11 protein-coding genes are annotated in these 24,899 nt (G+C 72.6%); 6 read left to right on the top strand and 5 right to left on the bottom strand.

The features are described from left to right. Positions 1-10: 10 nt before the first annotated feature. From OHN19_RS10220 to OHN19_RS10245, 6 genes are all read left to right on the top strand, one after another. Positions 11-8,641, top strand: coding sequence for a type I polyketide synthase (locus OHN19_RS10220; protein ID WP_330263884.1), 8,631 nt, complete (start codon positions 11-13; stop codon positions 8,639-8,641). A gap of 55 nt (positions 8,642-8,696) precedes the next feature. Continuing rightward, complete coding sequence (locus OHN19_RS10225) at positions 8,697-14,222, top strand: type I polyketide synthase (RefSeq protein ID WP_330263885.1); 5,526 nt, start codon at positions 8,697-8,699, stop codon at positions 14,220-14,222. Then, positions 14,219-15,697, top strand: coding sequence for an FAD-dependent monooxygenase (locus OHN19_RS10230; protein ID WP_330263886.1), 1,479 nt, complete (start codon positions 14,219-14,221; stop codon positions 15,695-15,697). The genes OHN19_RS10225 and OHN19_RS10230 overlap by 4 nt, the downstream gene beginning before the upstream one ends. A 56-nt stretch (positions 15,698-15,753) precedes the next feature. Next, entirely contained in the window at positions 15,754-17,304 is a 1,551-nt protein-coding gene (locus OHN19_RS10235; protein WP_330263887.1) for an acyl-CoA carboxylase subunit beta, read from the top strand. A gap of 16 nt (positions 17,305-17,320) precedes the next feature. Next, positions 17,321-17,518: an acyl-CoA carboxylase subunit epsilon gene (locus OHN19_RS10240; protein ID WP_330263888.1), complete on the top strand. Its 198-nt coding sequence runs from the start codon at positions 17,321-17,323 to the stop codon at positions 17,516-17,518. A gap of 109 nt (positions 17,519-17,627) precedes the next feature. Further along, entirely contained in the window at positions 17,628-19,385 is a 1,758-nt protein-coding gene (locus tag OHN19_RS10245) for an acetyl/propionyl/methylcrotonyl-CoA carboxylase subunit alpha (RefSeq protein WP_330269577.1), read from the top strand. 102 nt (positions 19,386-19,487) lie between these two features. On the opposite strand, the gene OHN19_RS10250 is transcribed toward OHN19_RS10245, so the two are convergent. The 5 genes from OHN19_RS10250 to OHN19_RS10270 form a co-directional block, all read right to left on the bottom strand. Continuing rightward, on the bottom strand, positions 19,488-19,838 hold the full coding sequence (locus OHN19_RS10250; protein WP_330263889.1) for a nuclear transport factor 2 family protein: 351 nt from the start codon (positions 19,836-19,838) through the stop codon (positions 19,488-19,490). 61 nt (positions 19,839-19,899) lie between these two features. Further along, complete coding sequence (locus OHN19_RS10255; protein WP_330263890.1) at positions 19,900-21,147, bottom strand: cytochrome P450; 1,248 nt, start codon at positions 21,145-21,147, stop codon at positions 19,900-19,902. A 33-nt stretch (positions 21,148-21,180) separates the two neighbouring features. Further along, positions 21,181-22,455 carry a cytochrome P450 gene (locus OHN19_RS10260; RefSeq protein ID WP_330263891.1) on the bottom strand — a complete coding sequence of 425 codons (1,275 nt, stop codon included), beginning with the start codon at positions 22,453-22,455 and terminating at the stop codon, positions 21,181-21,183. 34 nt (positions 22,456-22,489) lie between these two features. After that, positions 22,490-24,223 (bottom strand): acyl-CoA dehydrogenase family protein, encoded by a 1,734-nt coding sequence (locus tag OHN19_RS10265; protein WP_330263892.1) that lies wholly within the window; start codon positions 24,221-24,223, stop codon positions 22,490-22,492. Positions 24,224-24,404: 181 nt separating this feature from the next. After that, positions 24,405-24,749 (bottom strand): nuclear transport factor 2 family protein, encoded by a 345-nt coding sequence (locus OHN19_RS10270; protein ID WP_330263893.1) that lies wholly within the window; start codon positions 24,747-24,749, stop codon positions 24,405-24,407. Between the last annotated feature and the right edge of the window lie 150 nt (positions 24,750-24,899).

Genomic DNA, 24,899 nt, shown 5'->3' on the forward strand with positions numbered 1-24,899 from the left:
AAGGAACAGCATGAACAACACCTCGTCCGAAGCGGTCGTGGCAGCGCTGCGGGACTCGCTCAAGGAGACCAACAGGCTTCGCCGGGAGAACCAGGAGCTGGTCGACGCCGCTCGCGAACCGATCGCCGTCGTCGGCATGAGCTGCCGCTACCCGGGCGGTGTCACCTCGCCCGAGGGCCTGTGGCGGCTGGTCGACCAGGGCACCGACGCCGTCTCGCCGTTCCCGGTGGACCGCGGCTGGGACCTGGAGCGACTGCACGACCCGGACCCCGACCGGCCCGGCACGTCGTACACCCGGGAGGGCGGGTTCCTGCACGAGGCGGCGGAGTTCGACGCGGAGTTCTTCGGGATCTCCCCGCGCGAGGCGCTCGCCATGGACCCCCAGCAGCGGCTGTTCCTCGAGGCGTCCTGGGAGGCCTTCGAACGGGCCGGCATCGATCCGACGGGTGTGCGCGGCAGCCGTACCGGTGTGTACGCGGGCATCATGTACCACGACTACGGGCCGTACCTGTTCGAGCCGGTGGACGGGGCGGACGGCCATCGGCTGACCGGCGGGGCCGGCAGTGTGCTCTCGGGCCGGGTGTCGTACACCTTCGGTCTGGAAGGGCCGGCGGTCACGGTCGACACGGCCTGCTCCTCCTCCCTGGTCACCCTGCACCTCGCCGTCCAGGCACTGCGTCAGGGCGAGTGCTCGCTCGCGCTGGCGGGTGGCGTGACGGTGATGTCGTCGCCCGGTACGTTCGTCGAGTTCAGCCGGCAGAAGGGGTTGTCCCCGGACGGGCGCTGCAAGTCGTTCTCCGCTTCGGCGGACGGCACCGGCTGGTCGGAAGGGGTCGGCGTCCTCGTCCTGGAGAAGTTGTCGGACGCCCGCCGCAACGGCCACACCGTGCTCGCAGTGATCCGCGGCAGCGCCATCAACCAGGACGGCGCCAGCAACGGCCTCACCGCACCCAACGGCCCCTCACAACAACGCGTCATCCAAGCCGCGCTGAACAACGCCCGCCTCAACCCCGCCGACATCGACGCCGTCGAAGCACACGGCACCGGCACCCGCCTCGGCGACCCCATCGAGGCACAAGCCCTCCTCGCCACCTACGGCCAGGCCCACACCACCGAACAACCCCTGTGGCTCGGCTCCTTGAAATCCAACATCGGCCACACCCAGGCCGCCGCCGGGGTGGGCGGGGTCATCAAGATGATCCAGGCCATACGACACGGAGTACTTCCCCGCACCCTGCACGCCGAGGAACCCTCACCCTTCATCGACTGGGACGCGGGAGCCGTACGACTCCTCAACACCCCACAGAACTGGCCCGACACCGGCAGGCCCCGCCGCGCCGCCGTCTCCTCCTTCGGCATCAGCGGCACCAACGCCCACGTCATCCTCGAACAAGCCCCACCCATGGAGGAGCCCGCGCCGGAACCGGGGGTCGGCCTCACTCCGGTGCCGGTGCCGCTGTCCGCGCGGACGCCCGACGCCCTGCGCGACCAGGCACGGCAGCTGACCACGTACCTCGCAGGACACGACGACATCGACCTGCCGGCACTCGGACTCTCCCTCGCCATGCACCGCGCCGCACTGGAGGAGCGGGCCGTCCTCCTCGCGGACGGGCCCGACGCGCTGCGGGCAGGGCTGACGCTGCTCGCGGAGGGACAGTCGGCGCCTCGCCTGGTGCGGGGTGCACCGGTGGCGGGCGACACGGCGTTCCTGTTCACCGGCCAGGGCAGTCAGCGGCCGGGCATGGGCCGCGAGCTCTACGACACCCAGCCCGTCTTCGCCCAAGCTCTGGACGAGGTGTGCGGTCACCTGGACACCCACCTGGGCCGTTCGCTGCGCGAGGTGATGTTCGCCGAGGACGGCGAGCTCCTGGACCGCACGCTCTACACCCAGACCGCCCTGTTCGCGCTTGAGGTGGCCCTGTTCCGGCTCGTCGAGCACCTCGGGCCGCGCCCGAAGTACCTGGCGGGGCACTCCGTCGGCGAGCTGGCGGCGGCACATGTCGCGGGCGTGCTGTCCCTGGAGGACGCCTGCGCCCTGGTCGCCGCCCGCGGCCGGCTGATGCAGGCACTGCCGCCCGGCGGTGCCATGCTCTCCGTCCTCGCCGGGGAGGAGCAGGTCGCCGAGCACCTCGCAGGACGGGAGCACGAGGTCGCCATCGCTGCCGTCAACGGGCCGTCCTCCACTGTGATTTCCGGCGATCTGCCGGCCACGCTCGAGGTGACGAGGCGACTGGAGGAGCTGGGGTTCAAGACCCGTCGGCTGCGGGTGAGCCACGCCTTCCACTCACCCCTCATGGAACCGATGCTGGAGGAGTTCCGCCAGGTCGCCGAAGGCCTCACCTACCACCGGCCCCGGATCCCCGTCGTCTCCAACGTGACCGGGGCCCTCGCCACCACCGAACAGCTCACCTCCCCCGACTACTGGGTACGCCACGTCCGCGAGGCCGTCCGCTTCCGCGACGGCATCACCACCCTGCACGAACTAGGCGTGACCACCTACCTCGAACTCGGCCCCGACGGCGTCCTGTCCGCCATGGCCCGCGCCTGCGTGCCCGAAACCACCGACGTGGAACCGGAGTTCATCACCCTGCTGCGCAAGGACCGCACCGCGACGGAGTCCCTGACCACGGCGCTGGCCCAGCTGTGGGCGCGGGGCGCCGCCCCGGACTGGCAGGCCCTCCTGCGCGGTCGCGCGAGCGATCCGTCCGAGCTGCCGACGTACGCCTTCCAGCACCGGCGCTACTGGCTGAAGCACGACGACTCGCGCAGCGCCGACGCGGAGGCCGCGGGTCTCGGACTCGGTCCGGCCGGGCACCCCCTCCTCGGCGCCGCCGTCTCGCTGGCCGACTCCGACAGCCTGGTGCTGACGACCCGGCTCTCACTCGACGACCATCCCTGGCTGGCGGACCACGCCGTGCTGGACACGGTCCTCCTCCCGGGCACGGCTCTGGTCGAACTCGCGCTGCGCGCCGGCGACCTGGCGGACTGCACGCTGCTGGAGGAACTCACCCTGGAGGCACCGCTGGCCCTGCCGCCCTCGGGGGGCGTCCAGGTGCAGGTGTCGGTCGGGGCGGTGGACGATTCCGGGCGCTGCTCCTTCAGCGTCCACTCGCGTTCCGCCACGGAGTCCGCCGACGGCTCGTGGACCCGGCACGGCACGGGCGTCCTGGCCCGCGACGACGCCCGCGCCACCGGGGACGTTTCGGCGCCGGAAGCGCGGGACATGGCGGCCGACTGGCCGCCGCGGGACGCGGAACCGGTGGATCTCGACGGCTGGTACGAGACCCTCGCCGCGAAGGGCTTCGCCTACGGTCCGGCGTTCCAGGGGCTGCGACAGGTGTGGCGCCAGGGCGACGCGGTCCTCGCCGAGGTCGCCCTCGCGGACGGACAGGCCGCCGAGGCAGGGCGGTTCGGACTGCATCCCGCGCTGCTGGACGCGGCCCTGCACGCCATCGAGCTGGGTGTGCTGGAGGGGGCGGGAGAACCACGTCTGCCGTTCTCCTTCAGCGGAGTGCGCCTGCACGCGACGGGGGCGACCACGATCCGCGTACGGCTGACCCGGGTCGGCCCCGACACCGTGTCGCTGCTGGTGGCGGACGGCACCGGGGAGCCGGTGGCCGAGCTGGGCGCGCTGGCGCTGCGGACGGTGTCCGGCGCGCAGGTGCGCGGCGCGCTCCGGTCCGACGGGCAGGACGCGCTGTTCCGCGTGGAGTGGGTGCCCGTGGGAGCCGACGTCTCCGGTACGGCGTCCGCGGCCGACGTCCTGAGGGTGCCCGCGGGCGGCTCGGTGCACGACAACGTCCGGATGGTCCTCGGCCGGGTCCAGGACTGGCTCGCCGAGGACCGGCCCGAGGCCGAGCGGCTGGTGGTGCTCACCACGGGAGCCGTCTCCGTCTCGGGAGAGAGTCCGGACCCGGCGGGTGCGGCCGTCTGGGGCCTGCTGCGCTCGGCGCAGACGGAGAACCCCGACCGCGTCGTCCTCGTGGACGTCGAAGACCCCGACACCGCCGGCCCGTTCGTCATCGCGGGCGAGCCGCAGCTCGCCGTGCGCGACGGGCGGTTCCTCGCCCCCCGGCTGGCCAGGGCCGCCGCCCCGGAGCCCGCGTCCTCGCCGTTCGCGGCCGGGGGCACGGTGCTCGTCACGGGAGCCACCGGCGCCCTCGGCGGGCTCTTCGCCCGCCACCTCGTCACCGAGCACGGGGTACGCCGGCTGCTGCTGGTCAGCCGCCGTGGCCGCGCCGCGGACGGCGCGGAGGAACTGGAACGGCAGCTGACCGCGCTCGGTGCGGCCGTCACCTTCGCCGCCTGTGACGTCGCCGACCGCGCCGCCCTGGACGACCTGCTGGCCGGTGTCCCGGCCGAGCATCCGCTCACCGGGGTGCTGCACGCGGCCGGTGTCCTCGACGACGGCGTGTTCACCTCGCTCACCCCCGAGCGCGTCCTCGACGTACTGCGCCCCAAGGCGGACGCCGCGCGCAATCTCGACGAGGCGACCCGGGGACTGGACCTGTCCGTCTTCGCGCTCTTCTCCTCCGTCGCCGGCACCTACGGGACCGCGGGACAGAGCAGCTACGCCTCGGCGAACGCCTACCTGGACGCGCTGGCGCAGCGGCGTCGCGCCGAGGGTCTGCCCGCCGTGTCGCTGGGCTGGGGTGCCTGGGCCGACGACGGGATGGCCGCGACGCTCAGTGAGACCGACGTGGCGCGTCTGGCACGCACCGGCATCGGTTCGCTCGGCCCGGCGCGGGGCCTGGAGCTGTTCGACGCGGCGCTGGCACTCGACGTGCCGGACATCGTGCCGATGGCGTTGGACATCAGCGGTCTGCGGGCCCGGGGCGGCGAGGTCCCGTCCGTCCTGCGGGGGCTGGTGCGGACGACGGCGCGCCGCAGCGCGCAGGACGGGGCCGGCCCGTCCGCCGGTTCGCTCGCCCAGCGGCTCGCCGGGGTCAAGGAGGAGCAGCGGGAGGCGTTCCTCCTTGACCTCGTCCTGGGTGAGGTCGCCGGCGCGCTGAACTACGCGGGTTCGGCGGCGGTGGACGCGCGGCGCGGCTTCAAGGAACTCGGCATCGACTCCCTCACCGCTGTCGAACTGCGCAACCGCCTCAACAAGGCCACCGGACTGCGCCTGCCCGCCACCCTCGTCTTCGACCACCCCAGCCCCACCGCCGTCGCCCGCCTCCTGCTCACCGAACTGGCACCCGCCGGCTCCGGGACGGACGTGGCGCATCCGGTGGCGGCCCGCACCGGGACACCGGCCGACGACGACCCGGTCGTGGTCGTCGGGATGAGCAGCAGGCTGCCCGGTGGCCTGGGCTCGCCCGAGGAACTGTGGGAGCTCGTCATGGCGGGCGGTGACGCGATCTCCGGTTTCCCGGCGGACCGTGGCTGGGACCTGGAGACGCTGTTCGACTCCGACCCTGACACCCCGGGCACCTCCTACGCCCGGGAGGGCGGGTTCCTGCACGAGGCGGCGGAGTTCGACGCGGAGTTCTTCGGGATCTCCCCGCGCGAGGCACTCGCCATGGACCCCCAGCAGCGGCTGCTCCTGGAGACCTCCTGGGAGGCCCTGGAACGGGCCGGGATCGACCCGGCCGATCTGCGCGGCAGCAGCACCGGCGTCTACGCGGGGGTGATGTACCACGACTACGCGAGCCGGCTGGCGTCCGTGCCGGGTGACCTGGAGGGGTATCTGGGAACCGGCAACACCGGCAGTGTGCACACCGGCCGGGTGTCCTACACGTTCGGGTTCGAGGGCCCCGCGGTCACCGTCGACACCGCCTGCTCCTCCTCCCTGGTCGCCCTCCACATGGCGGCCCAGGCCCTGCGCGCCGGTGAATGCACCCTCGCCCTCGCCGGCGGCGTCACCGTCATGTCCAGCCCCGGGACCTTCGTCGAGTTCAGCAGGCAACGTGGACTCGCGCCCGACGGGCGCTGCAAGCCCTTCTCCGCTTCGGCGGACGGCACCGGCTGGTCGGAGGGTGCCGCCCTCCTCGTCCTGGAGCGGCTCTCCGACGCGCGCCGCAACGGCCACACCGTGCTCGCAGTGATCCGCGGCAGCGCCATCAACCAGGACGGCGCCAGCAACGGCCTCACCGCACCCAACGGCCCCTCACAACAACGCGTCATCCAAGCCGCGCTGAACAACGCCCGCCTCAACCCCGCCGACATCGACGCCGTCGAAGCACACGGCACCGGCACCCGCCTCGGCGACCCCATCGAGGCACAAGCCCTCCTCGCCACCTACGGCCAGGCCCACACCACCGAACAACCCCTGTGGCTGGGCTCCTTGAAATCCAACATCGGCCACACCCAGGCCGCCGCCGGAGCCGCCGGCGTCATCAAGATGATCCAGGCCATACGACACGGAGTACTTCCCCGCACCCTCCACGCCGACGAACCCTCACCGCTCGTCGACTGGGACGCGGGAGCCGTACGACTCCTCAACACCCCACAGAACTGGCCCGACACCGGCAGGCCCCGCCGCGCCGCCGTCTCCTCCTTCGGCATCAGCGGCACCAACGCCCACGTCATCCTCGAACAAGCCCCACCCACGGAGGAGACACCCACGACCGAGCCCGCCCCGTTGCCGGTGACGGTCCTGCCCCTGTCCGCCCGCACCCCGGACGCCCTGGCCGCCCAGGCCCAACGGCTCGTCGCACGGCTGGGCGAGGCGGCGGACCGCGATCTCGGATACTCGCTGGCGACCACACGTGCGCGGCTCGAAGTGCGCGCGGTGGTCACGGCGACGGACGAGGACGGGCTGCGCCGGGGACTGGAGGCCCTCGCGAGCGGGGGCTCCGCGCCCACATTGGTGCGCGGTCCGCGGGGCGAGACCGCGGACGGTGGTTCGCCCGCGTTCCTGTTCACTGGCCAGGGCAGTCAACGACCGGGGATGGGAAGGGAGTTGTACGAGGCGTATCCCGTCTTCGCGGAGACGCTGGACACGGTCTGCGCGGCCTTCGGCCGGAATCTGGACCGGCCGCTGCTGGACGTGATCCTCGCGGCGGAGGGCTCGGCCGAGGCCGCGCTGCTCGACGAGACGCTCTACACGCAGACCGCGCTGTTCGCACTCGAGGTGGCACTGTACCGGCTCGCCGAGTCGTGGGGCCTTCGTCCCGGGTACCTGATGGGCCACTCGATCGGGGAAGTGGTCGCCGCGCATGTGGCGGGGGTGTTCTCGCTCGCGGACGCCTGCGCCCTGGTCGCCGCCCGCGGCCGGCTGATGCAGGCGCTGCCGCCCGGCGGTGCCATGCTCTCCGCGCTCGTGGCCGAGGACGAGCTCGCGCCTCTCCTCGCCGGGCGAACGCACGAGGTCGGCGTCGCGGCCGTCAACGGGCCCACCTCCACGGTGATCTCGGGCACCGAGGCCGCCGTCACCGAGATCGAGGACGAGCTGGCGGCGCGCGGCGTCAAGACTCGCCGGTTGCGGGTCAGTCATGCCTTCCACTCGCCCCTCATGGAGCCGATGCTGGCGGAGTTCCGGGCCGTCGTCGCCGGACTGTCCCTGATGGAACCGCAGACACCGGTGGTCTCGAACCTGTACGGCCGCCCGGCCACCGCGGAGGAGCTGTGCTCGCCCGAGTACTGGGTGCGCCATGTCCGGGAGGCCGTCCGCTTCCACGACGGTGTCACGGCGCTCGTCGAGGCGGGGGTCACGACCTTCGTGGAGATCGGTCCGGACGCCGTGCTCACCGCGCTGGCGCAGGAGTCCCTGGCCGACCGTCCCGAGGCCGCGACGCTGGTGCCGGTACTGCGCCGCGGCCGGTCGCAGACCGAGACGTTCGTCGCGGCCGTCGCCACCGCGTACGTGCGGGGCGCGGACGTCGACTGGCGTGCGCTGTACGCCGGTTCGGGGGCGCGGACGGTGGCGCTGCCGACGTATCCCTTCCAGCGGCGGCGCTTCTGGATGGAGGCGGCCGGCTCCTCCCCCGTGCCGGCCGCCGGTTCGGTGGAGGCCCGGTTCTGGGCGGCGGTGGAGCGGGCGGACCTGCGGTCGCTGGCCACGACGCTGGGCACCGAGGAGAAGGCGCTCGGCGACGTCCTGCCGGTCCTCACGGCCTGGCGGCGCCGGCACAGCGCGCCGCTCGCCGAGGAGGCGGCGGTCGCGGCCGGCCCGGAGCCCGTCGGGGACCTGTCCGCCGATCTGGGCGCCCTCTCCCCGGCCGACCGGGAACGCCGGGTCCTGGATCTGGTGCGCGTCGAGATCGCGGAGGTGTTGCAGTACGCCGGCAAGGAGGCCGTGGAACCGCGGCGGCAGCTCAAGGAGCTCGGCTTCGACTCGCTGGCCGCCGTGACCCTGCGCAACCGCCTGGCGGCGGCGACCGGGCTGACCCTCCCGGCGACGCTGGCGTTCGACCACCCGACACCGGTGGCGCTCGCGGCCTTCCTGGCGGAAGAGCTCACCGGACCGGCGCCCGTCGTCGACGTGGACGGCGAACTCGACCGGATCGGCGCGGCGTTGGCGGCCGCGGACGACACCGCCGTACGGGAGCGGGCCGCGGCCCGTCTCCAGGAACTGCTGTCCGAGCTGGACGTGCCGGAAGCGAGCGCCACGGCCGCCGACGACCTGGCGGACCGGCTGGACGACGCGGACGGCGACGACCTGTTCGACCTCATCGACTCCGAACTCGGCTCGTCCTGAACCCACCGCACCGTCACCGACCCCTTGACCAGCGAGGAACACAGCGAGGAACACGATGTCTGAGTCTGACGAGAAGAAACTGCGGGAGTACCTGAAGCGGGTGACGGTCGAGCTGCGCGAGTCCCGGCAGCGGCTGCAACGTGCGGAGGAGTCGTGGAACGAACCCCTCGCCGTCGTCGGCATGAGCTGCCGGCTCCCCGGCGGAGTCCGCTCGCCGGAGGACCTGTGGACACTGGTGGCCGAGGGCACCGACGCGATCTCCGAGTTCCCCTCCGACCGCGGCTGGGACGTGGACGGCCTGTACGACCCGGAGCCGGACCGGCCGGGAAAGACGTACACGCGCCGGGGCGGTTTCCTCTACGACGCCGCCGAGTTCGACGCGGGGTTCTTCGGGATCTCCCCGCGTGAGGCGCTCGCCATGGACCCGCAGCAGCGGTTGTTCCTGGAGACCTCGTGGGAGGCGCTGGAGCGGGCCGGGATCGACCCGGCCGGCCTGCGCGGCAGCGCCACGGGGGTGTTCGCGGGCTGTGTCACCTCCGACTACCAGGTACTGCTGACCTCGGCCCCGGAGGAGATCGAGGCGTACCGGATGACGGGTTCCGCGACGAGTGTGCTGTCCGGCCGGGTGGCGTATCTGTTCGGTCTCGAGGGCCCTGCCGTCACGGTCGACTCCGCCTGCTCGTCCTCGCTGGTGGCGCTGCATCTGGCGGCCCAGGCGCTGCGCCGCGACGAGTGCTCGCTCGCGCTCGTCGGCGGGGTCACGGTGATGGCCACGCCGACCGGGTTCGTCGACTTCAGCCGACAGCGCGGTTTCTCCCCGGACGGGCGCTGCAAGGCGTTCGGTGCGGACGCGGACGGCACCGGCTTCGCGGAGGGAGCCGGTGTCCTGGTGGTGGAGCGGTTGTCGGACGCGCGCCGCAACGGACACCGGGTGCTGGCGGTGGTCCGGGGCAGCGCCGTCAACCAGGACGGCGCGAGCAACGGCCTGACCGCACCCAGTGGTCCGTCCCAGCAGCGTGTCATCCGTGCGGCCCTCGCCTCGGCGGGTCTCGCACCGGCCGACGTGGACGCGGTGGAGGCACACGGCACCGGAACCCGGCTCGGCGACCCCATCGAGGCACAGGCGCTGCTCGCCACCTACGGCCAGGACCGGGAGCCGGGGCGTCCGCTGCTGCTGGGGTCGGTGAAGTCGAACGTCGGGCACACCCTGGCCGCCGCCGGTGTCGTGGGTGTCATCAAGATGGTCAAGGCGATGGAGCACGGGGTGCTGCCGCGCACGCTGCACGCCGACCGCCCCTCGCCGTTCGTGGACTGGGACGCGGGCGCGGTCGAGCTGCTGACCGAGCGACGGGACTGGCCGGAGACCGGGCGGGTACGCCGTGCGGGTGTCTCCGCCTTCGGCATGAGCGGCACCAACGCCCATGTGGTCCTGGAGCAGGGCGCGCCCGACCCGGCGCCGCAGGAGCCCGGGGCGGCGCCCCCGGCGATGGTGGCGTATCCGCTCTCGGCCCGCGGTGAGGCCGCTCTGCGGGCCCAGGGGGGCCGGCTGCGGGCGCATGTGCGGGCCCGCCCCGAACTGTCCCCGGCGGACGTCGGCCACGCGCTCGTGACGACCCGCTCGGCGCATGACCACCGGGCGGTGGTCCTCGGTGCGGACGGGGACGAGCTGGCCGCGGGCCTGGAGGCGCTGTCCAGGGGGGAGACGAGCGCCCTCGTGACCACGGGGGTGGCGAAGGAGCGCGGCAAGACCGTGTTCGTGTTCCCGGGGCAGGGGTCGCAGTGGGCCGGCATGGCGGTGGAACTGCTGGACTCCGCGCCCGTGTTCGCCGAGCGGTTGCGCGCGTGCGACGCGGCCGTCGGGGCGCATGTCGACTGGTCGGTCGAGGACGTCCTGCGGGAGCGTCCGGGCGCTCCGTCGATGGAGCGCATCGAGGTCGTGCAGCCGGTGCTGTTCTCGGTCATGGTCTCGCTGGCGGAGCTGTGGCGGAGGCACGGTGTGGAGCCGGACGCGGTGGTGGGTCACTCGCAGGGCGAGATCGCGGCGGCCTGTGTCGCGGGCGCGCTCACTCTCGACGACGCGGCCAGGATCGTGGTGCTGCGTTCCCAGTTGTTCGCGGACGAGCTGGTGGGGCGGGGTGCGGTGGCGTCCGTCGCGCTGTCCCGGCGGGAGGCGGAGGAGTGGCTGACGCCGTACGGGGACCGGTTGGCCGTCGCGGGCGTCAACAGCCCCCGACTGGTCACCGTGGCCGGGGCGCCGGAGCCGCTGGAGGAACTGGTGGCGGCGCTCACCGCGCGGGGCGTCCGGGCCCGGATCGTGCCCGCGACGGTCGCCTCGCACTCACCGCAGGTCGACCGGCTGCGCGGCAAGATCGCCGAGCTGCTGTCCTTCGTCCGTCCCCGCAGGGGCCGGGTGCCGCTCTACTCGACTGTCACCGGTGAGGTGCTGCGGGGCCCCGAACTGACGGCGGCGTACTGGTTCGAGAACTGCCGTCGGCCGGTCGACTTCGAGCCCGTCGTCCGCAGGCTGCTCGACGACGGCCACGACGTCTTCATCGAGTCGAGCGCTCATCCGGTACTGGTGCTCGGCGTGGACGAGACCGTCGAGGACGCCGGCGCCGACGCGCTCGTCACCGGCACGCTGCGGCGTGGGAACGGCGGCCTCCCGCGCTTCCTGACCTCGATGGCGGAGGCGTACGTACGGGGTCTGCGGGTCGACTGGCAGGCGGTGCTCGGGGCCGGGCGGCGTGCGGTGGAGCTGCCCACCTACCCCTTCCAGCGGCAGCGTTACTGGGTGGAGCCGCCCGCGACCCGTACGGCCGCCGTCGACCCGGTGGACTCCGCGTTCTGGGACGCCGTCGAGCAGGGGGACGCACAGCGGCTGGCCGCGACGCTGCGGCTGGCGGACACCTCGGCACTGGCCGAGCTGCTGCCCGCGCTGTCCTCGTGGCGGCGCGAGAGCAAGGAGCTGGGCGCCGTGGACTCGTGGCGCTACCAGGTGGTGTGGCGGCCCGTCACCGAGGAGCCCGCCACGGCCTCGCTGTCCGGCCACTGGCTGGTCGTACGTCCCGAGGGCCCGGTGGCCGAAGGGATCGCCACCCGCCTCGCCGGTCTGCTGACGGCGGCGGGCGGCCACCCCGTGCCGCTCACCGTGGACGCGGGTACGGGCCGGGACGCTCTCGCGCGGCGGGTCACCGAGACCGTCGCGTCGCTCGGGGGCGGGCGTCCGGCGGGCGTGGTCTCGCTGCTGCCGCTGGCCGAACACGAGCCGTCCCCTGCGGTGGTGTCGGCGGGGCTGGCCGGGACGGTGCTGCTGGTCCAGGCCCTGTCGGACGCGGACGTACCGGCGCCGGTGTGGACGGTGACGAGCGGGGCGGTGCAGGCCGGCCCGGACGACCGGGTCGGGGCGCCGGAGCGGGCCCAGGTCTGGGGTCTGGGGCAGGTCGCCGCGCTGGAGACACCTCAGCTGTGGGGCGGTCTGGTGGACCTGCCCGAGGAGCCGGACGACCGCTCCCTGTCCCGTCTGACCGCTCTGCTCGTGGCGCCCGGCGGCGAGAACCAACTGGCCGTACGTTCCTCGGGCGTGTACGCGCGACGGCTGGTGCCCGCCGCCGCGCCCGCGGGCGTACCGGACGTGCCCGGGGCGGCCGGCACCTGGCTGGTCACCGACGGGGTCACCGGTCCGGGCGGACATGTCGCACGGTTGCTCGCCGCCAGGGGTGTGACACGGCTGCTGCTGACCACCGCCCCGGACACGGATGCCGGGCTGATCGCCGCCGCCGAGGCCGAACTGGCCGCGTCGGGCGCGGAGGTGACGGTCGTGGCCTGTGACGTCGCCGACCGGGACGCGCTCGCGGAGGCGCTCTCCTGTGTTCCGGGGGACGCACCGCTGACCGCCGTCGTGCACACGGCCGGGCTGCTGGAGGACACGCCTCTGGAGAGCCTGACCACGCCGGACCTGGAGCGCCTCCTGCGCACCAAGGTCCTGGGCGCCCGCAACCTGCACGAACTGACCGCCGGGCTGGACCTGTCGGCGTTCGTGCTGTTCTCCTCGGTGACCGCCACCTTCGGCGGTGGACTCGGGCTGTCCGCCCACGCGGCCGCCAACGCCCACCTGGACGCCCTCGCCGCGCACCGCCGGTCGCTCGGGTTGCCCGCGCTGGCTCAGGCCTGGGGCGTGTGGCGGGAGGAGCCGACCGACACGGCGGACAGGGCGCGGGAGGAGTCCCGGCGGGAGCGGCTGGGCCGCAGGGGGCTGCCCCTGCTGCGCCCGGAGCCCGCGGCTGCCGCCTTCGAGCGGTCACTGGGTCATACGTCGGCGTCCATCGTGCTCGTCGACGTCGACTGGGGCCGCTTCACCCGGGTCTTCGCGGGCGAGCGGACCGATCCGCTGGTCTCCGAGATCCCCGCGGTGCGGCGCGTCCGCGGCGAGTCGGCTGCGGCGGGCGACGGGACGGGTGTGCGCGCCCGGCTGGCCGGGCTTCCCGTCGGCCGCCGCCGCGAGGTGCTGCTGGACCTGGTCCGGGGGGAGGTCGCAGCGGTCCTCGGGCACACCGATCCGAGCGCTGTGGCGGCGCAGCGCGACTTCTTGGAGCTGGGCATGGACTCGGTGACGACCGTCGCCCTGCGCAACCGGCTCCACGCGGTGACGGGGCTCCAGCTGTCGGCCCGGGTGATCCTCGACCGGCGCTCACCGGAGGCGCTGGCCCGCCATCTGGCCGGCGAACTGGCCGGTGAGGCGGCCGACACGGCGACCGGCGGCACCCTGGCCGCCGACTTCTCCGCCGCGCTCGGCAGCGGTGACGGGACGGCCGCCCTGGCCGGGCTGGCGGATGCGGCGCGGCAGCGGGCCTCGTTCGCGGTACCGGAAGCGGACGACCTGCCGCGGCCGGTGCGCCTGGCGACCGGGCGGGGCGGGCCCCGGCTGCTGTGCTTCCCCACGGTCCTGGCGACCTCGGGTCCGCACCAGTACGCGCGGTTCGCCGCCCCGTTCGCGGGCGACCGGGATGTCCTGGCGCTCGCCCTGCCGGGCTTCCGGCAGGCGGAGCGGCTGCCCGCGACGCTGGACGCGCTGGCGCAGGCGGCGGCCGAGGCGGTGCGCCGCGGTACGGACGGCGAACCGTTCGCGCTGGTCGGCTACTCCTCCGGAGGCCTCGTCGCCCACGAGACCGTACGGCTGCTGGAGGCGTCGGGGCTCTTCCCCGAGGCGCTGGTGCTGCTCGACACGTACGCGCCGGACGACGAGGCGCTGCGGGCCGCGACTCCGGCGCTGCTGGCCGGAATGGCCCACCGGCTCGGGGAGCTCGGGCCGGTCGAGGACGCCGGACTCGTCGCGATGGGCTGCTATCTGCGGCTGCTGGAGGGCTGGCGTCCGGCGCCGGTCAAGACGCCCACGCTGCTGGTCCGCCCGGTGGAGGCGCTGCCGGGCTCGGCGGCCGGCGATCGGCGTTCGCCCTGGCAGCCGCCGCACGAGGTGGTGGACGTGCCCGGGGACCACTTCTCGATGATCGAGGAGCACGCTCCCGCCGCGGCCGAGGCCGTCACCACCTGGCTCGCCGCTCTCAACAGCCGGGAGCCCGCGTGAACCGCACCGACATTCCCGAGGAACGAGCGGAGGGGGACCCGGCCATGACGAGCGGGACGACAGTGGTCATCGTGGGGGGCGGCCCGGTGGGTCTGGCCGCCGCCTGTGCCCTGTGGCAGCGCGGCATACCCGCGCGTGTCCTGGAGGCGCAGGAGGGTCCGCACCGCGGTTCACGGGCCGTCCAGTTGCACGCCCCGACCCTGCGGATCTTCCAGGAGCTCGGGGTGCTGGAGGAGGCAGAGTCCCGGGGCCTGCGGATCCGCGCCAATGAGTACCACCTCGCGAGCGGCCGCACGCTGCGCATCGAACTCGGCGTCCGCAACGAGCCGTTGATGCTCCCTCAGGAGATCACCTGCGAGCTGCTGGAGCGGCGTCTGCGACAGCTCGGCGGCCGGGTCGAGCGCGGCGTCGAGGTCACCAAGACCGTGCCGTACGACGACGTCGTGTCCGTCGAGGCGGAGGGGCCGGGCGGCACGGAACGCATCGAGGCCGGCTGGCTGATCGCCGCTGACGGCGTGCGCAGCGGGATCCGCGAACAGCTCGGCATCGACTTTCCCGGCAGCCCGGTCCCGGTCAACTTCCTGCTGGCGGAGGGCCGCATCGAGGGGCGCCCGGCGGACGACGCGGTGCACTACTTCCTGGGCCTGTCGGGCTCCGTGGTCTTCGCCTCGCTGCCGGGAGAGCGGGTGCGGGTCTCCGCGGCGGTCCCCGTCGGCCATCCGCTCACCCAGGAGGGGGTGCAGCAGATCCTCGACGAGCGTGGTCCGGGCGGTTTGCGCGTCGCCTCGCTCGACATGGTGAACAACTTCAGCAGCCAGGAGCGGATCGCCTCCCGGCTGCGGCAGGGCCGGGTGTTCCTGGTGGGGGACGCCGCGCACACCCACTCCCCGCTCGGCGGCCAGGGTCTCAATCTCGGCTTTCAGGACGTGCACAATCTGGTCTGGAAGCTGGCCGGCGTGATCGCCGGGACCCTGGACGCCGCCGTGCTGGACAGCTACGGCACCGAGCGGCGGCAGGCCGCGGAGCAGATCGTCCGCAACACCCACCAGTTCCTGCGGGTGTTCACCCTGGGTCCGGCCGCCGCGCGGATCCGCAACACCGTCTGGGGCGCCCTGGAGTCGATGGGCGTGCTGCGCCGCTGGTTCGCTCCGCTGCTCGCGGGCTGGCAGGTCAGCTATCCGGCGGACGGTCCGGGCCGGCGCGGGCTGCCCCGGCCGGGCACCCGCTCGTCCCACTGGTCCGCCGCGCCCCTCGCCGCGGACCGCTACCGGTTGGCGACACGCGGCTCCCGCGCGGCGCGGCTGCGCGGTCTGGCGCTCGCAGAGCGATGGCCCGGCCTGGTGGTCCACGCCCATGTCGACCGCGGCAGCCCGGGATTCGTCCTGCTGCGGCCCGACGGATACGTGGCCGCGAGCGGCACGGCGCCCGCCGACTGGGAGCACGCCGAACACCTGCTCACCGAGGCCACACCGTGACCCGCCCGACCGCACCCGCGCAGACACCCACGCACCCCGCCGAGAAGGAGTACGGCTTGACCACCCAGGAGCGCCTCGACGAACTGCACTCCCTCAAACGGGCGGCACGGCAGGGCCCCGACCCGAGGGCCACCGAGCGGCAGCACGGGCGCGGCAAGCTGACCGCGCACGAGCGGATCGAACTCCTCCTCGACAAGGGCTCGTTCCAGGAGGTGGAGGCGTTGCGCCGGCATCGGGCGAGCGGCTTCGGCCTGGAGGCCAGGCGATACCCGTCCGACGGTGTGGTCACGGGCTGGGGCACCGTGCACGGCCGGACCGTCTTCGTCTACGCCCATGACTTCCGCGTCTTCGGCGGTGCCCTGGGCGAGGCCCACGCGGCCAAGATCCACAAGCTGATGGACCTCGCCGAGGCGGCGGGGGCGCCCCTCGTCAGCCTCAACGACGGTGCGGGCGCCCGGATCCAGGAGGGCGTCACCGCGCTCGCCGGGTACGGCGGGATCTTCCGCCGCAACACCCGCAACTCCGGGGTCATCCCCCAGATCAGCGTGATGCTGGGCCCGTGCGCGGGCGGCGCGGCCTACTCCCCCGCGCTCACCGACTTCGTCTTCATGGTCCGGGACACGTCCCAGATGTTCATCACGGGACCGGACGTGGTGCAGACGGTGACCGGCGAGTCCGTCACGATGGACGGTCTCGGCGGCGCGGACGTGCACGCCGCCGTCTCGGGTGTGGCCCAGTTCGCGTACGACGACGAGGAGAGCTGCCTGGAGGAGGTCCGCTACCTCCTGTCGCTGCTCCCGGCCAACAACCGCGAAGCGGCCCCGGTGTCCCCCACCTCCGACCCGGTCGACCGGCGCAACGACGCGCTGCTGGACCTGGTCCCGGGCGACCCCAACCAGGCGTACGACATGCGTGCCGTGATCGAGGAGATCGTCGACGACGGCGAGTACTTCGAAGTCCACTCGGCCTGGGCCACCAACATCATCTGTGCGCTGGCGCGTCTGGACGGGCATGTGGTCGGGGTCGTGGCCAACCAGCCGTCCTCGCTGGCCGGTGTGCTCGACATCCACGCCAGTGAGAAGGCGGCCCGCTTCGTCTCCACGTGCGACTCCTTCAACATCCCGCTGGTGACGCTCGTGGACGTGCCGGGCTTCCTGCCGGGAGTGGACCAGGAGCACGGCGGGATCATCCGGCACGGCGCGAAGCTGTTGTACGCGTACTGCAACGCCACGGTGCCGCGGGTCTCGCTGGTGGTGCGCAAGGCGTACGGCGGGGCGTACATCGTCATGGACTCCCGCTCCATCGGCACCGACGTGTCCCTGGCCTGGCCGTCGAACGAGATCGCCGTCATGGGGGCCGAGGGGGCGGCGAACGTGATCTTCCGGCGTGAGATCAATGCCGCCGAGGATCCCGAGGCGATGCGCCGGCGGAAGATCGACGAGTACCGCACGGAACTCATGCACCCCTACTACGCGGCGGAACGCGGCCTCGTCGACGACGTGATCGACCCGCGGGACACCCGGCTGGTCCTGAGCCGTTCGCTGGCCATGCTGCGGACCAAGCACGCGGACCTGCCGTCCCGCAAGCACGGCAACCTCCCGGCGTGAGAACGAGGACGAGGACATGAACTCACTGAAAGTCGTGCACGGAAACCCCACCCAGGAGGAACTCGCCGCGGTGCTGGCCGTGTTGCTCTCCCTGAGCCGGCAGCCCGACTCCACCGACGCCGGCCTTGTGAAGCCGGGCGTCCGGGAGATCAGCTGGAGCAGGGGCGGCCGCAGCTACCCCGCTCCCGCGACGTCCTGGAGGTTCGCGTCATGAGGGTGCGGAAGGACAGGACGCGCACCGTCCCGACGGTCACCGAGAGCGGCCGCGCACAACCCGACGCCACGGTCCGGAAGTTCACCTCATGACCACGCGGAAGAACCACATGCGCAAGGTGCTCATCGCCAACCGTGGCGAAATCGCTGTCCGCGTTGCCCGGGCCTGCCGGGATGCCGGTATCGCGAGCGTGGCCGTGTACGCCGACCCGGACCGGGACGCTCTGCATGTCCGCGCCGCGGATGAGGCGTTCGCCCTGGGCGGTGACACCCCGGCCACCAGCTACCTGGACATCGACAAGGTCCTGGGGGCCGCGCGGGAGGCGGGCGCGGACGCCGTCCATCCGGGCTACGGCTTCCTCTCCGAGAACGCCGAGTTCGCGCAGGCGGTCCTGGACGCGGGCCTGATCTGGATCGGCCCGCCCCCGCAGGCCATCCGCGACCTGGGCGACAAGGTCGCAGCGCGGCACATCGCCCAGCGCGCCGGCGCCCCGCTGGTGGCGGGCACGCCCGACCCGGTGAGCGGCGCCGACGAGGTGGTGGCGTTCGCCCGGGAGCACGGCCTGCCGATCGCCATCAAGGCCGCCTTCGGCGGTGGCGGGCGCGGTCTGAAGGTCGCCCGCACCCTGGAGGAGGTCCCCGAGCTGTACGACTCCGCGGTGCGTGAGGCGGTGGCCGCGTTCGGCCGCGGCGAGTGCTTCGTGGAGCGCTACCTGGACCGCCCCCGGCACGTGGAGACCCAGTGCCTGGCCGACAAGCACGGCAACGTGGTCGTGGTCTCCACCCGTGACTGCTCGCTGCAGCGCCGCCACCAGAAGCTGGTCGAGGAGGCGCCCGCGCCGTTCCTGTCCGAGGAGCAGGTCGCCGAGCTGTACCGGGCGTCCAAGGCCATCCTCAAGGAGGCCTCCTACGAGGGCGCCGGTACCTGCGAGTTCCTGGTCGGGCAGGACGGCACGATCTCCTTCCTGGAGGTCAACACCCGCCTGCAGGTCGAGCACCCGGTGACCGAGGAGGTCGCCGGCATCGACCTGGTGCGCGAGATGTTCCGCATCGCCGACGGCGAGGAACTGGGCTACGGCGACCCCGAACTGCGCGGCCACTCCTTCGAGTTCCGCATCAACGGCGAGGACCCGGGCCGTAACTTCCTGCCCGCTCCCGGCACCGTCACCAAGTTCGAGGCGCCCTCCGGCCCGGGCGTGCGCCTGGACGCCGGCGTCGAGGCCGGCTCGGTCATCGGCCCCGCCTGGGACTCCCTCCTCGCGAAGCTGATCGTCACCGGTGCCACCCGCGAGCAGGCCCTGCAGCGTGCCGCCCGCGCCCTGGAGGAGTTCCAGGTCGAGGGCATGGCCACCGCGATCCCCTTCCACCGCGCGGTGGTCAAGGACCCCGCCTTCACCGGTGCCCCCTTCACCGTGCACACCCGCTGGATCGAGACCGAGTTCGTCAACGGCATCCCCCCGTTCACCGCCCCGGTCGGCCCCGAGGAGAGCGGGGACGAGCCGGGCCGCGACACCGTCGTCGTGGAGGTCGGCGGCAAGCGCCTGGAGGTCTCGCTGCCCTCCTCGCTGGGCATGTCGCTGGCCCGCACCGGCCTCGCCGCGGGCGCCAAGCCCAAGCGCCGGGCCGCCAAGAAGTCCGGCCCCGTCGCCTCCGGCGACACCCTCGCCTCCCCGATGCAGGGCACCATCGTCAAGATCGCCGTCGAGGAGGGCCAGGAGGTCAAGGAAGGCGACCTCGTCGTCGTCCTCGAAGCCATGAAGATGGAACAGCCCCTCAACGCCCACCGCTCCGGCACCATCAAGGGCCTGACCGCCGAGGTCGGCGCCTCCATCACCTCCGGCGCCGCCATCTGCGAGATCAAGGACTGACCCGTACGACTCGGGTCCGTTCGGACAGACGAGAGGACCGCCGGGCCGTTCGGCCCGGCGGTCCTGTGTTTCACCGGCGGTCGCCCCGCGGGGCGCGACCCGCTACGAGAAGAACCCGTACAGCCGCCGCACCTGCCCGTTCTCCACGGCGATGAAGTCGTAGCCGACGGCCAGCGGGGCACCGCCGGCCGGGCCGACCTGCCAGGTGAACCGCCCCAGGTCGTGGTGCGTGCTCACCTCGCTCGCCAGCGCGAAGACACTGCCGGGAAGCTGCTGCTGGGTCTCCGCGATGTACGCGTCCAACGCCGCACGCCCCTCGGCCCGCACGTTCGGGTCGACGTACTCGACGTTCTCGGCGAACAACTCCGCGATCGCCGCCCTGCGTTCGTCCCCGTCCACGATGTTCCAGGTCTCGATGTACTTCTTCACGACGGTGGTGATGTCACTGCTCACGTGTCGGGTCTCCTTGTTTTTCCGGTGATACTGCGGGTGTCCGGAGTCGTCCGGACACCGTTCAGGAAGAGGTGCGGGGCCGGACCGCCACCGGCAGTTCGGCGAGGCTGCGGATGGCGAGCGCTCCGTTGGTCTGCGGGTTCTGCGTCCTCAGCTCGACGTCGTACTCGGAAAGGGCGTTGAGGACGACCTCGATGACCAGCTTGGCGATCGGTGCGGCCACGCAGTAGTGGATGCCGTGGCCGAACCCGAGGCTGCGGGTGCCGCGCCTGCTCAGGTCGAGACGGTCGGGGTCCGGGTAGGCCTCGGGGTCGCGGTTGGCCGCGCCGAGCAGCATGAAGACCTCTTCACCGGCCTTGACCGGGACCCCGCCGACCTCGGTGTCCTCGAGCGCGGTCCGGTTGATCAGCTGCACGGACGCGTCGAAGCGCATCAGCTCCTCGACCGACCCCACCGCCTCCTCGGGGTGGTCGCGGTACCACTTCAGCTGATCGGGGTGGCGCAGCAGGGAGAGCACGGCCAGGCCCATCGCGGCCTGGGGGGCGCTGAATCCGGCGAGGAAGATGTTGGCCACCGTGGTGAGCAGCTCGATCTCGTTGAGCCGTTCGCCGTCCTGTTCGGCCAGGACGAGTTCGCTCATGAGGTCATCGACCGGCCGGGCCCTGCGCTCGTCGATCAGTTCCTTGGCGATCTCGACGTAACCGTCGCGGGCCTTGAGCCGGTTGGCGAGGGCCTCGGGCGACAGGGTGTAGGCAGGGTCGAGTCCCCGCCCGGCGTCGTTGGCGTACTCGATGCACTGGGCCAGGTACTTCTCGGGGACACCGACGAGGATGTTCAGCACGCCCGCGCCCAGCGGCCGGAACAGCCTGGCCGTGAGGTCGACCGAGCCGTGCGCGGCGGTCTCCTCGGCAGTCTCGGCGACCAGCTTGGCGGCGAGCTCCGCGGCGGGTCCGCGCAGCCGCTCGATGGCGCGCGGGGTGAAGGCCTTGTTGACCAGCGCCCGGATGCGGGTGTGGTCGGGGGGGTCCATGAACATCACGGCCGGCCGGAGGCCTTCGGGCGTGGGTATCAGGGTGTCCTGGTAGCCGGCGCCCTCACCGCGGCCCAGTTTGGGGTTGCGCAGCACGGCGTGGACGTCGTGATAGCTGAGTACGGCGACGCCGGCGCCGGTGCGGATCACCGAGCCGCCGGTGGCCCGCAGCCTGCGGTAGGTGGGGTAGGGGTCGGAGTGGAACGCGGGGTCGAACGGGTCGTAGGGCAGGACCTCCGGGAGGTCCTCGGTGGCCGCGGTCTCCACGGTCTCGGTCATGTCGGGTATCCCGTCTGATCTGGAGTCGGTCGGTCAGCCGGCGGTGGGGTTCGCTACCAGTTCCACCGGCATGTCGAGGATCACGGTGTGCTTGTTGTTGGGGGCATGGACGACCGGTCCGGTGAGGCGGACCTCCGCGACCCGGTCGAGCAGGGCTTCCAGGAAGAGCCGGATCTCCAGACGGGCCACCTGGTCGCCGAGGCAGAAGTGGGTGCCGGTACCGAAGGAGACGTGGGGGTTGTGGCTGCGGCTGATGTCGAAGGCCGAGGCGTTGTCGAAGACGTCCTCGTCGCGGTTGGCCGAGGGCCACCAGAAGGTGACCTTGTCGCCCGCCTTGATGTGGTGACCGTGGAGCACGACGTCCCGCGTCGCGGTGCGCCGGTTGTAGGGGTTGGGCGGCGCCCAGCGGAGGATCTCCTCGACCGCCTGCGGCAGGAGTGAGGGGTCCTTGCGCAGGGCCTGCCACTGGTCGGGGTGTTGAGCGAGGGCGAGGACACCGCTGGCGATGGTGTTGCGGGGCTGTTCGAAGCCGGTGATGAGGATGAGGACGGCGTTGGCGTCCCGTTCCTGGCCGGTCAGCGGCGGCTCGCCGTGTCCCTCGTCGATCGCGCCTGCGGCGAGGACCGATCCGAGGTCCGATGCGGGTGCCTCGCGCTTACGGTCCAACAGGTCCTTGAAGTACGCCGACATGGCGTGGAAGACCTCGGTCGAGCCGGCGTCGACGGTGCCGGTCAGGCGGTTGGTGAAGCCGAGGTTGAGGCGTCCCCACTTCGCCAGCCGGTCCCAGTCCGCGCGGGGGGCGCCCAGCAGCAGGGAGATGGCGCGCAGGGCGTAGGGCTCGCTGAGGTCCTTCATGAAGTCGACCCGGCCGCCCCGGGCCAGCGCCCCGGTCAGCAGCTCGTCGGCGATCCCGCGGAGCGGGTCGGCGAGTCCCTGGGCCACCTCCCCGGTGACGGCGGGCCGCAGCAGCCGTCGGATCAGGTCGTGGCGGGGGTTGTCCATCATGGCGAACAGCACTCCGGCGTGGACGCCGACGGGCAGGTCGTCCAGGTGAGAGCCACCGCCTGCGCGGTCGCCCCCGCCCTGTGCGGAGAAGTCGGGGGACGCGGCGGCGGCCACGATGTCGGCGTGCCGGGTGAGGACCCAGAATCCGTCGCCGTCCGCGGTACGTGCCCCGGGGTGGAAGAGGACGGGTGCCTCCCTGCGGAGCCGGGCGAACAGGTCGTAGGGGACGCCATCGGCGAACCGGGACTGGTCCGACAGGTCGAATCCGCCCAGCACCGCCGGGAGTTCATGGTCGATCGTCATGGGGTCCTCTCGGGTTCTGGCCGTCCGTCGCCGATCAGTGACGAACGAGCTGGTCGTGGGTGCCGGCCAGCCAGCGGCGGCTGATCTTGGCGTGGTCGGGCTCGGTCTCGTTCCGCGACCGGGCGAAGAGTCCGGCGAGCCGGTGGCGCGCCTCGACCACGTGCACATCGGCGAGTTCCTGGTGCTGCCAGGGCTCGGTGTCCGCCGCGGGATCGTCGCCCGCGGCGCGGGCCAGGACGGCGACGGCATTGAAGAGTTCGCCGGCGATACGGCCGAGAAGCACGACAGGACGTTCTTCGGCGTGCAGTTGCTCGGGGTCCGGGTGGCGGCGCACCAGGTCGGCGGCGAGGTCCCGGGTGTCGGCCACCAGCCTGGCCACCGCCCGCAGATGCTCCTGGTTGGCCGGGGACAGTCCGGGGTCCCGGATCTCCTCGGCCGCCGTGAGGGCGTCGCCTGCGGTGTGCGCGGCGGGGCCGGCGTCGGTGTCCGCGGCATCGTGGAAGCGGGCGAGAAGCATCCGGCCCAGTTGGTTGTCGAGCTGGAAGTCGACATTGCCGGCGATCCGCAGGCCGCGGGCGTCCCTGAGGGCGCGTTCCAGAGGTACGGGGACGGCTCCGCGGCGGACCTTGCTCGCCACGGTCTCGAATCCTTCTCCGCCGTGCAGCGACACGGTGCGGTCGACGGTTCGCCAGGCGCCGCGGACCAGCAGGTTCTTGGTGAGGAACCGTTCGAACCAGCGGTCGGTCAGACCGTCGGCGAGCAGGCTCCAGCGGGCCGCCGACTCCATGGCGTACACGTCCGCGAGGGTGGCCGTGACCGTGCGTTGGATCTCGTCGTAGTCGCCGAGCGGGCGGCCGTCGATGGTGCGCCGGGCGATGAACTCCCGTGACCAGGCGAGGCAGTTGCGGGCGATTGCCATCGCGGGTGCGCCGGTGAAGTGGATGCGGCCGAGTAGGGCCACGAGCCCCACCAGCGGCGGGAGTTGGTCGCCGTCGGGATCGAGGAGCACCTGGTCCGCCGGGACATGCACGTCGTCGAAGCGCAGCGCCGCGTTGGGCAGGCCCCGGCTGCCCATGAACTCCACGCGGGAGCCGATGGAGAAGCCGGGGGTGTCGGTGTCGAGGAAGAAGGCGCCGACCTTGGGTCCTTCGGCGCCGGGCACCGTCGCGGATACCGCGACGAGGTCGGCCACCGGGCCGTTGCCGGTGAAGAGTTTCTCGCCGCGCAGCAGATAACCCCCGTCCACGGGGGTCGCGGTGAGGGTCGGGCGAGCGTTGTTCTGGCCCGCGCGGTCGGTGTCGCCGAAGCCGGAGACGGTGCCGGTGCGGAGCCTTTCACCCACGAAGTCGCGCAGGGGGCCGGGCGGCAGGGCGGTCAGCATCGCCGCCGCGCCGACGCCGTTCTGGATGGCCACGATCTGCCCGACCGCCACGGAGTGCGCACAGGCCTGCGCGATCAGCCGGAAGGTGGTGTAGGGAGACAGTCCTCGGCCGCCGAGCTCCGGAGGGACCACCAGCCTGAGGTAGCCGTGTTCCTGGAGGTCGTCCAGGAGTCCGTCGGGCAGGGCGCGGGTGTCGTCGACCGCGGTGGCGTCGACGCGCCGGGCGAAGAACGTCGCGGCTTCGGCGACGAGCCGGTCGCCGAGCTCCTGCTCGGTCCGGCTCTGCCGGGGAAACGTCCGCCAGCTGTTCCAGTCGAGACGGCCGGTCGACAAATCCGTCAGAAAGGAGTGGGGTGCGGTCTCACCGTCGGGCAGTGCGGCGGTCATCGGAGAATCCTCTTTCGGTCGACGCGCGGCACACGAAAAGCTAATGACGCGGGCCCCCTACCGCCAACCCCAGTTCTTTCGGGCCCGACCCCTATATCCAGGGGAAATGCCGAATGGGCCGGTCGCACAGAACGCGTCCGGCCCATACTGGGCGAGCATCAGGGGGGCGCCCCGAGGGAGATCAGCCGAAGAAGTTGTACGCCAGCTCGATGACCCCGTCGTTCAGCTGGAGCACGCCGTAGCCCTTGGCGATCGGCTCGGCGGCGGGGCCGAGGTGCCAGGTGTACAGCGCGGCGTCGTTGTGGGAGCCGATGACCGTGGTCAGGTCGAGCGGCAGGTCCCCGAGCTTCCCACGAGCGGCACCGATGGCCTCCACGATGGCGTCCACGCCTTCGGCGACCCAGTCCGGGTCGATGATCTTGGCCTTCTTGGCGAAGATCGATTCGAGGGTGGCCTTACGGCTCTCGGCGTCGAAGTCGTTCCACGCCTTGAAGTAGGTCTCGACGATCTGCGTGACATCGCTCATGGGGAGAGTCCTTCCGGATAACAGGTAAAAACCCCGCGGGACAGATCGCCACCACGGGCTCCCGGGCATCACGGCCACGGGTCTGGGCACCTCTGACAGTCAGTGACTACACGCCGTTCAGTTGCGCCACGGCCAACAGTAGCGGAACGC

Source organism: Streptomyces griseorubiginosus (assembly GCF_036345115.1).
GTDB classification, from domain to species: domain Bacteria; phylum Actinomycetota; class Actinomycetes; order Streptomycetales; family Streptomycetaceae; genus Streptomyces; species Streptomyces griseorubiginosus_C.

What these genes read in the sequence shown, in the direction of transcription:
- OHN19_RS10245 (WP_330269577.1), top strand. Translation starts at nt 17,628, where the DNA reads ATGCGCAAGGTGCTCATCGCCAACCGTGGCGAAATCGCTGTCCGCGTT.
- OHN19_RS10220 (WP_330263884.1), top strand. Translation starts at nt 11, where the DNA reads ATGAACAACACCTCGTCCGAAGCGGTCGTGGCAGCGCTGCGGGACTCG.
- OHN19_RS10270 (WP_330263893.1), bottom strand. Translation starts at nt 24,749, where the DNA reads ATGAGCGATGTCACGCAGATCGTCGAGACCTACTTCAAGGCGTGGAAC.
- OHN19_RS10260 (WP_330263891.1), bottom strand. Translation starts at nt 22,455, where the DNA reads ATGACGATCGACCATGAACTCCCGGCGGTGCTGGGCGGATTCGACCTG.
- OHN19_RS10255 (WP_330263890.1), bottom strand. Translation starts at nt 21,147, where the DNA reads ATGACCGAGACCGTGGAGACCGCGGCCACCGAGGACCTCCCGGAGGTC.
- OHN19_RS10265 (WP_330263892.1), bottom strand. Translation starts at nt 24,223, where the DNA reads ATGACCGCCGCACTGCCCGACGGTGAGACCGCACCCCACTCCTTTCTG.
- OHN19_RS10240 (WP_330263888.1), top strand. Translation starts at nt 17,321, where the DNA reads ATGAACTCACTGAAAGTCGTGCACGGAAACCCCACCCAGGAGGAACTC.
- OHN19_RS10225 (WP_330263885.1), top strand. Translation starts at nt 8,697, where the DNA reads ATGTCTGAGTCTGACGAGAAGAAACTGCGGGAGTACCTGAAGCGGGTG.